This window comes from Klebsiella sp. ME-303, assembly GCF_007910085.1.
GTDB lineage: Bacteria > Pseudomonadota > Gammaproteobacteria > Enterobacterales > Enterobacteriaceae > Klebsiella > Klebsiella michiganensis.
The window spans coordinates 70,859-77,402 of record NZ_VOJB01000088.1 but is presented as its reverse complement, the minus strand read 5'-3'; the positions used below and the strand labels follow the sequence as shown (position 1 = coordinate 77,402).

General features: G+C 57.7%; 5 protein-coding genes. 1 reads left to right on the top strand and 4 read right to left on the bottom strand.

Features of this window, described 5'->3' with window-relative positions; genetic code table 11:
* Window positions 1-300: 300 nt before the first annotated feature.
* Entirely contained in the window at window positions 301-1,614 is a 1,314-nt protein-coding gene (gene gltP, locus FQK12_RS19385) for a glutamate/aspartate:proton symporter GltP (RefSeq protein WP_014227568.1), read from the top strand.
* Between the two features lie 36 nt (window positions 1,615-1,650).
* On the opposite strand, the gene FQK12_RS19380 is transcribed toward gltP, so the two are convergent.
* The 4 genes from FQK12_RS19380 to alsE all read right to left on the bottom strand — a co-directional run bounded on the left by FQK12_RS19380 (window position 1,651) and on the right by alsE (window position 6,540).
* Window positions 1,651-2,334, bottom strand: a complete 684-nt coding sequence (locus FQK12_RS19380) for a tetratricopeptide repeat protein (RefSeq protein WP_014227569.1) — start codon at window positions 2,332-2,334, stop codon at window positions 1,651-1,653.
* A gap of 206 nt (window positions 2,335-2,540) precedes the next feature.
* The gene (gene fdhF, locus FQK12_RS19375) at window positions 2,541-4,688 is read right to left on the bottom strand and encodes a formate dehydrogenase subunit alpha (protein WP_077598876.1); all 2,148 of its coding nucleotides are present in this window, start codon (window positions 4,686-4,688) and stop codon (window positions 2,541-2,543) included.
* 261 nt (window positions 4,689-4,949) lie between these two features.
* Window positions 4,950-5,861, bottom strand: a complete 912-nt coding sequence (gene alsK / locus FQK12_RS19370) for an allose kinase (protein ID WP_014227570.1) — start codon at window positions 5,859-5,861, stop codon at window positions 4,950-4,952.
* Window positions 5,845-6,540, bottom strand: a complete 696-nt coding sequence (gene alsE, locus FQK12_RS19365) for a D-allulose 6-phosphate 3-epimerase (protein WP_014227571.1) — start codon at window positions 6,538-6,540, stop codon at window positions 5,845-5,847. Before alsE ends, alsK begins: the two co-directional genes overlap by 17 nt.
* Between the last annotated feature and the right edge of the window lie 4 nt (window positions 6,541-6,544).

Genomic DNA, 6,544 nt, shown 5'->3' with positions numbered 1-6,544 from the left:
AATGAAAAGCAATCAAATGAAACTTTGATATGAAATAATTTCTGAATTGAATTTATAGAAAATGAATATATTAAATATTTTTTATAACAAATACTTATGCAACATAAGGTGGGGATATTAGCGGGTTTATGCATAAAACCAGAGTAAACCGCTGTTCTTAAAGACTTGCGCAGCATGCCGTGCAAATGATACTGATATTGCGCGTTAAATAACCCTATAAAGCAACGCAACACAATTCATACCCCTTTCAGTGGGTGCCATTACCTCCCGGAATGGCGCTTTTCATCGAGGAAGTCTGTAGTGAAGAAAAAAACAAAAGTCAGCCTGGCCTGGCAAATTTTGCTGGCTCTGGTGCTGGGCATACTTCTGGGCAGTTACCTGCATTACCATGCCGAAAGCCGTGACTGGTTAATCTCAAACCTGCTGACCCCGGCAGGCGATATCTTTATCCATCTGATTAAAATGATCGTCGTACCGATCGTCATCTCGACCCTGGTGGTCGGTATTGCGGGCGTGGGCGATGCGAAGCAGCTGGGCCGTATCGGTGCGAAGACCATTATCTATTTTGAAGTGATCACCACGGTGGCGATCGTGCTGGGGATTACCCTGGCTAACGTCTTCCAGCCGGGGAGCGGAATCGATATGTCGCAGCTGGCGGCGGTGGATATTTCGAAATATCAAAACACCACGGCGGAAGTGCAGAGCCACGCGCATGGCCTGATGGGCACGATCCTCTCGCTGGTCCCGACCAATATCGTGGCCTCGATGGCGAAAGGCGACATGCTGCCGATCATCTTCTTCTCGGTGCTGTTTGGTCTGGGCCTCTCCTCGCTGCCTGCCACCCACCGCGAACCGCTGGTAACGGTGTTCCGCTCTATCTCTGAAACCATGTTCAAAGTGACGCACATGGTCATGCGCTATGCGCCGGTGGGCGTGTTCGCGCTGATTTCGGTGACCGTGGCGACCTTCGGCTTCGCCTCGCTGTGGCCGCTGGCGAAGCTGGTGATTCTGCTTTATTTCGCCATTCTGTTCTTTGCGCTGGTGGTATTAGGCATCGTGGCGCGGGTGTGCGGACTGAGCATCTGGACCCTGATCCGCATTCTGAAGGATGAGCTGATTCTGGCCTACTCTACCGCCAGCTCCGAGAGCGTGCTGCCGCGGATTATTGAGAAGATGGAAGCCTATGGCGCGCCGGCGTCAATCACCAGCTTCGTGGTGCCGACCGGCTACTCCTTTAACCTCGATGGCTCAACGCTGTATCAGAGCATTGCGGCGATCTTTATTGCCCAGCTGTACGGTATCGACCTCTCCATCTGGCAGGAAATTACCCTTGTGCTGACGCTGATGGTGACGTCGAAAGGGATTGCCGGCGTACCGGGCGTCTCCTTCGTGGTGCTGCTGGCGACGCTGGGCAGCGTGGGCATTCCGCTGGAAGGTCTGGCGTTTATCGCCGGCGTTGACCGTATCCTCGATATGGCGCGTACCGCGCTGAACGTGGTGGGCAACGCGCTGGCGGTGCTGGTTATCGCCAAATGGGAACACAAGTTTGACCGCAAAAAAGCGCTGGCGTACGAGCGTGAAGTGCTGGGAAAATTTGATAAAACGGCGCAATAAAACAGAAAGCCCGGTGACATCGCACCGGGCTTTTTCTTATCTTTTACTGATCCTGTCGAACTCTTCACAGCCGGTATCAAACCCCTCCTGACAGCTGACGTTGAGCCAGTGCAGCGCTTTCTGCTTGTTGGGTTCGATAAAGCCTTTTTCCCCCTGCTGGAAAAGCATCCCGGCCCAGTATTCAGCGTAGCCGGTGCGGGAGAGGGCAGAGCTCTCTTTAAAATACTGCGTCGCCTTTACGTCATCTTCCGGGGGATGAACGCCGCTGGCGTAGATCAGCCCCAGCAGCATCTGGGCGTCGACGGCTGAATCGCTTTCCGGAGCCTGGGCGGCATGCTGTAACAGGGAGATGGCGTGCGGATAGTTCGGCGTACCGGCCTGCTGGTTCACCAGCACCCGGGCGAGGACAATTTCTCCCGCCCTGCTGCCGGTCTGCACCGACTTTTCCGCCAGCGCTTTCGCTTGGCGGTAGTCGGCCTGCTGCGGATTGCGGATTTTGAGCTGAGCCAGCAGCGCCAGCGCATCGCCGTCGCCCTTGTCTGCCGCTTTCTGCGCCCAGTATTCAGCCTGCGGAAAATCGCCGAAGCTGACGTAAGTGTCGGCCAGGTAGTACTGCGCGCGCGGGTCGCCCGCTTCGGCCAGCGGTTTGTACTGGCTGCCGGGTTCCATGGCGCCTGCGGCGACGCTTGCCATCACCAGCAGTAAATAGAGGTATTTCATTTTTTATTATCGGTAGAGGACATAGCGAGCAGTATAAAGGCAGGTGAAGGAGAAGAAAACGACGGGAACGAGTGGGGGATACTCATGGTTTATCCGAATAATCGTGCCGTCTGTTTCCCCGGGGGCGGCGCTGACGCGCCTTGCCCGGGCTACGGATTGTGTAGCCAGGACAGGTGCGAAGCACCGCCTCCGGGGAGGCGGCCTGATTAGCCCATCGCGCTTTCGCGCAGGCGGGTTTTCAGCTTATTGTACTCGTCAATCACGTACTGCTCGGCGGCCCGCTGGTCGGCAATCGGCTCAACGTTGACGGCGCAGTACTTATACTCCGGCGTTTTGGTTATCGGGCTCAGGTTCTCGGAAACCAGCTCGTTACAGGCGCCAATCCACCACTGGTAGGTCATATAGACCGCCCCTTTATTTGGACGATCGCTGACCTGCGCGCGGGTGATAATACGGCCCTTACGCGAGTTCACCCACACCAGCGCCTCATCCTCAATGCCCAGACGTTCGGCATCGGCGGTATTGATCTGCGCATAGCCCGGTTCATCCGCCAGCGCGGCCAGCGCCGCACAGTTGCCGGTCATCGAACGGCACGAGTAGTGGCCGACTTCGCGCACCGTCGACAGCACCATCGGGTATTCGTCGGTGAGTTTGTCAATCGGCGCGACCCAGTCGCAGGTGAAGAACTGCGCCAGACCGTTCGGGGTATCGAACTTCTCTTTAAACAGATAAGAGGTCCCCTGGTCGGCGTCGGACTCATCGCGGCACGGCCACATGACGTAGCCCAGCTCGCCCATTTTCTCGTAGGTGGCGCCGTAGAAATCCGGGCACAGATGACGCAACTCGTCCCAGATTTCCTGAGTGTTGTTGTAGTGCATCTTGTAGCCCATCCGGGTGGCGATTTCGCTGATGATCTGCCAGTCGGTTTTCAGGTCCCACTTCGGCTCTACCGCTTTAAAGAAGCGCTGGAAGCCGCGGTCCGCTGCGGTATAAACGCCTTCGTGCTCGCCCCACGAGGTGGAGGGCAGGATAACGTCGGCCGCTGAGGCGGTTTTGGTCATGAAAATATCCTGGACGATAACCAGTTCCAGATCGTCGAAAGCCTTACGCACGGCGGACAGCTCGGCGTCGGTCTGGAGCGGATCTTCCCCCATGATGTACGCCGCCCGCACTTCGCCATGCGCCGCGCGGTGCGGCAGCTCGCTGATGCGGTAGCCGGTGTGCGCCGGCAGGCTGTCGACGCCCCAGGCTTTGGCGAACTTCTCGCGGTTTTCCGGGAACTTAACGTACTGATAGCCCGGATAGGTATCCGGCAGCGCGCCCATGTCGCAGGCGCCCTGAACGTTGTTCTGGCCGCGCACCGGGTTGACGCCGACGCTCGGCTTGCCGAGGTTGCCGGTGAGGATCGCCAGGCTGGTCAGCGAACGTACGGTCTCCACGCCCTGGTAGAACTGGGTGACGCCCATGCCCCACAGGATGGCGGCGGATTTCGCGCTGGCGTACATGCGGGCGCAGGCGCGGATCTCCTGGGCACTCACGCCGGTAATCTCTTCCACCGACTCCGGCGTATAGCCTTCGACGATTTTGCGATACTCTTCGAAGCCTTCGGAACGGCTGGCGACGAAGGATTTATCGTAGAGATCCTCTTCGATGATCACGTGCCCGATAGCGTTGAGCAGCGCGATATTCGAGCCGTTCTTCAGCGCAATGTGCATATCGGCGATGCGCGCGGTTTCGATTTTACGCGGATCGCAGACGATGATTTTCGCCCCATTGCGTTTGGCGTTAATCACGTGATTCGCCACAATAGGGTGTGAATCTGCCGGGTTATACCCGAAGATAAACACGAGATCGGTGTTGTCGATCTCGGTGATGGCATTACTCATAGCGCCGTTACCGACCGATTGGTGCAGACCTGCAACCGATGGGCCGTGTCAGACGCGAGCGCAGCAGTCGACGTTATTGGTACCAATAACGGCGCGCGCGAATTTTTGCATCACATAGTTGGTTTCGTTACCCGTCCCGCGGGACGAACCGGTAGTCTGAATCGCGTCCGGGCCATACTTCTCTTTAATGGCGCTGAGGCGAGTGGCGACGTAATCGAGCGCCTCATCCCAGGAGACGGATTCCAGCTTGCCGCCGCGCTGGCGACGGATCATCGGGGTTTTCAGGCGCGGGGTAAGGATCTGGGTATCGTTAATGAAGTCCCAGCCATAATAGCCTTTCAGACACAGGGTTCCCTGGTTGGTTTTCCCCTGTGCCGCCTCCGCCCGAACGATTTTGCCGTTATCGACCACCAGGTTGATTTTGCAACCTGATGCGCAATACGGGCAAACCGTGACGACTTTTTTCATCGGTCTTGCTCCAGTTAATCAATTGGCGCATACGCGCTATCGCGCCGTCACTATGCATCTTCTATGCCATGTTTTCACTGTGGGTATTGACTGATGATACGTCGTTTTTTTGGGCGAAATGCTGACGAAAAACAGGCTATCGTCAGTTTTGACGTGTCGACGCGGGCGCCTGTGACGCGGCCGGGTAGCCCGGCCAGGCGCGCAGCACCGCCGCCGAGGGGGCGGGAAGAGGCAGGTCCGGGCTTATGGGCGTTACCTCGGCTAGCTTAAATACCGGCTTCTCGCCAGCGCCGCCGCGCCCTGAGCGCCGTTAAACGCGGAAGAGGAGGCGGCGATAAAGCGTACGGCCTGATACGGCAGCGGACGGCGGACGTAGGTTTTGACCATGGCGATGACGGCTTCACGCGGGAAGGCGGGCATATCCATTACTCCGCCGCCGAGGATCACCGCATCGGGGTCGAACAGGTTGATGCTGGTGGCGATGGCGCGTGCGGCGTGGTTTAGCAGCTGCTGCACAAACGGCTCCCGCGCGGCGTGAACGAACAGCTCGCCCAGTTCATAGGCGCGCGGCTGCTGTTCATACCAGCGCTTTAGCGCAATCCCGGAGCAGACGGTTTCCAGACAGGCGGGGTTGCCGCAGGCGCAGATGAGGGCGTCATCCCCTTGCGGAATATGTCCCAGCTCGCCCGCCACGCCGTGGGCGCCGGTCCACGGTCCGCCGTTCAGCCAGACCGCGAAGCCCATACCGGTGCCAAGATAGGCCGCCAGCACCTCCTGCTCCTGCAGGCCGTTCTGCTGCACATCAAAAGAGAGCTGCAGATTCACATCGCGGGAAAACTCCACCGGGCAGCCCAGCGCCGCTTCCAGCCGGTCGGCCAGATTATACAGGTCGGCGGCGGCCAGCGGCAGATTGGGCGTTGAGATAATCGTCCGCTTGTCTTTTGCCACCAGCGCCGGAAACCCCATCACCAGCCCGCAGCAGTGGGCGTCGTGCTGGGTCAGCTGCTGCTGCAGCAGGTTTTTAATACCGTTGACCAGGCCGTCGGCGCTAATCACGTCGGCGGTGCGCCGCTTTTCGCAGTGCAGCGCTTCGCCCTGCGCCGTTTGCAGGCAAAGCCGGATATGGGTCGCGCCCATATCTACGCCCGCGACGACGTTACGCTGTTTTTGCATGAGGCAGTACCTCGCGTTTTGCCGTCAGGATCTGCTCTGCCATGATCTGCCACGCGTCTTCTATCTTATCGGCGTGATTGAAGAGGCCTGAGGTGCCGACGATAAAGACGTCCGCGCCCGCCGCCATCAGTTTTTGATAGGTGGCTTTATTGCAGGAGCCGTCGATCTCGATCTCGTAGCTCAGCCCCTCGCGCTCGCGCCAGGCTTTCAGTTCGGCGATTTTTTCCAGCATCTCCGGGATAAACGGCTGCCCGGCGAAGCCAGGATCGACGGTCATCACCGTGATTTTGTCGGCTTTATGAATGTAGTACTTCATGGTCTCAACCGGGGTTTCCGGGTTAAGGATCAGTCCGACCTTCATGCCTTGGCGACGGATCTCTTCGATCAGGCGGAAGGCCTGGCCATTAATCGTTTCCGGATGCAGGGTGATAAAATCCGCCCCCGCCTGCGCCAGCTGGCTAATGTAGTCCTGCGGGCGGGTGACCATCAGATGGCAGTCCAGCGGTTTGCTGGCCAGCTTTTTGACCTGGCTGACGAAAAACGGCGACAGGGTCAGGTTTGGTACAAAATGACCGTCCATAATGTCGATGTGAAAATAGTCTGCGTGCTGGTCGATAAACTCGATCTGTTCTTTAAATTTCAGCAGATCCATACACATTAAAGAGGGAGCAATTTTCATGATA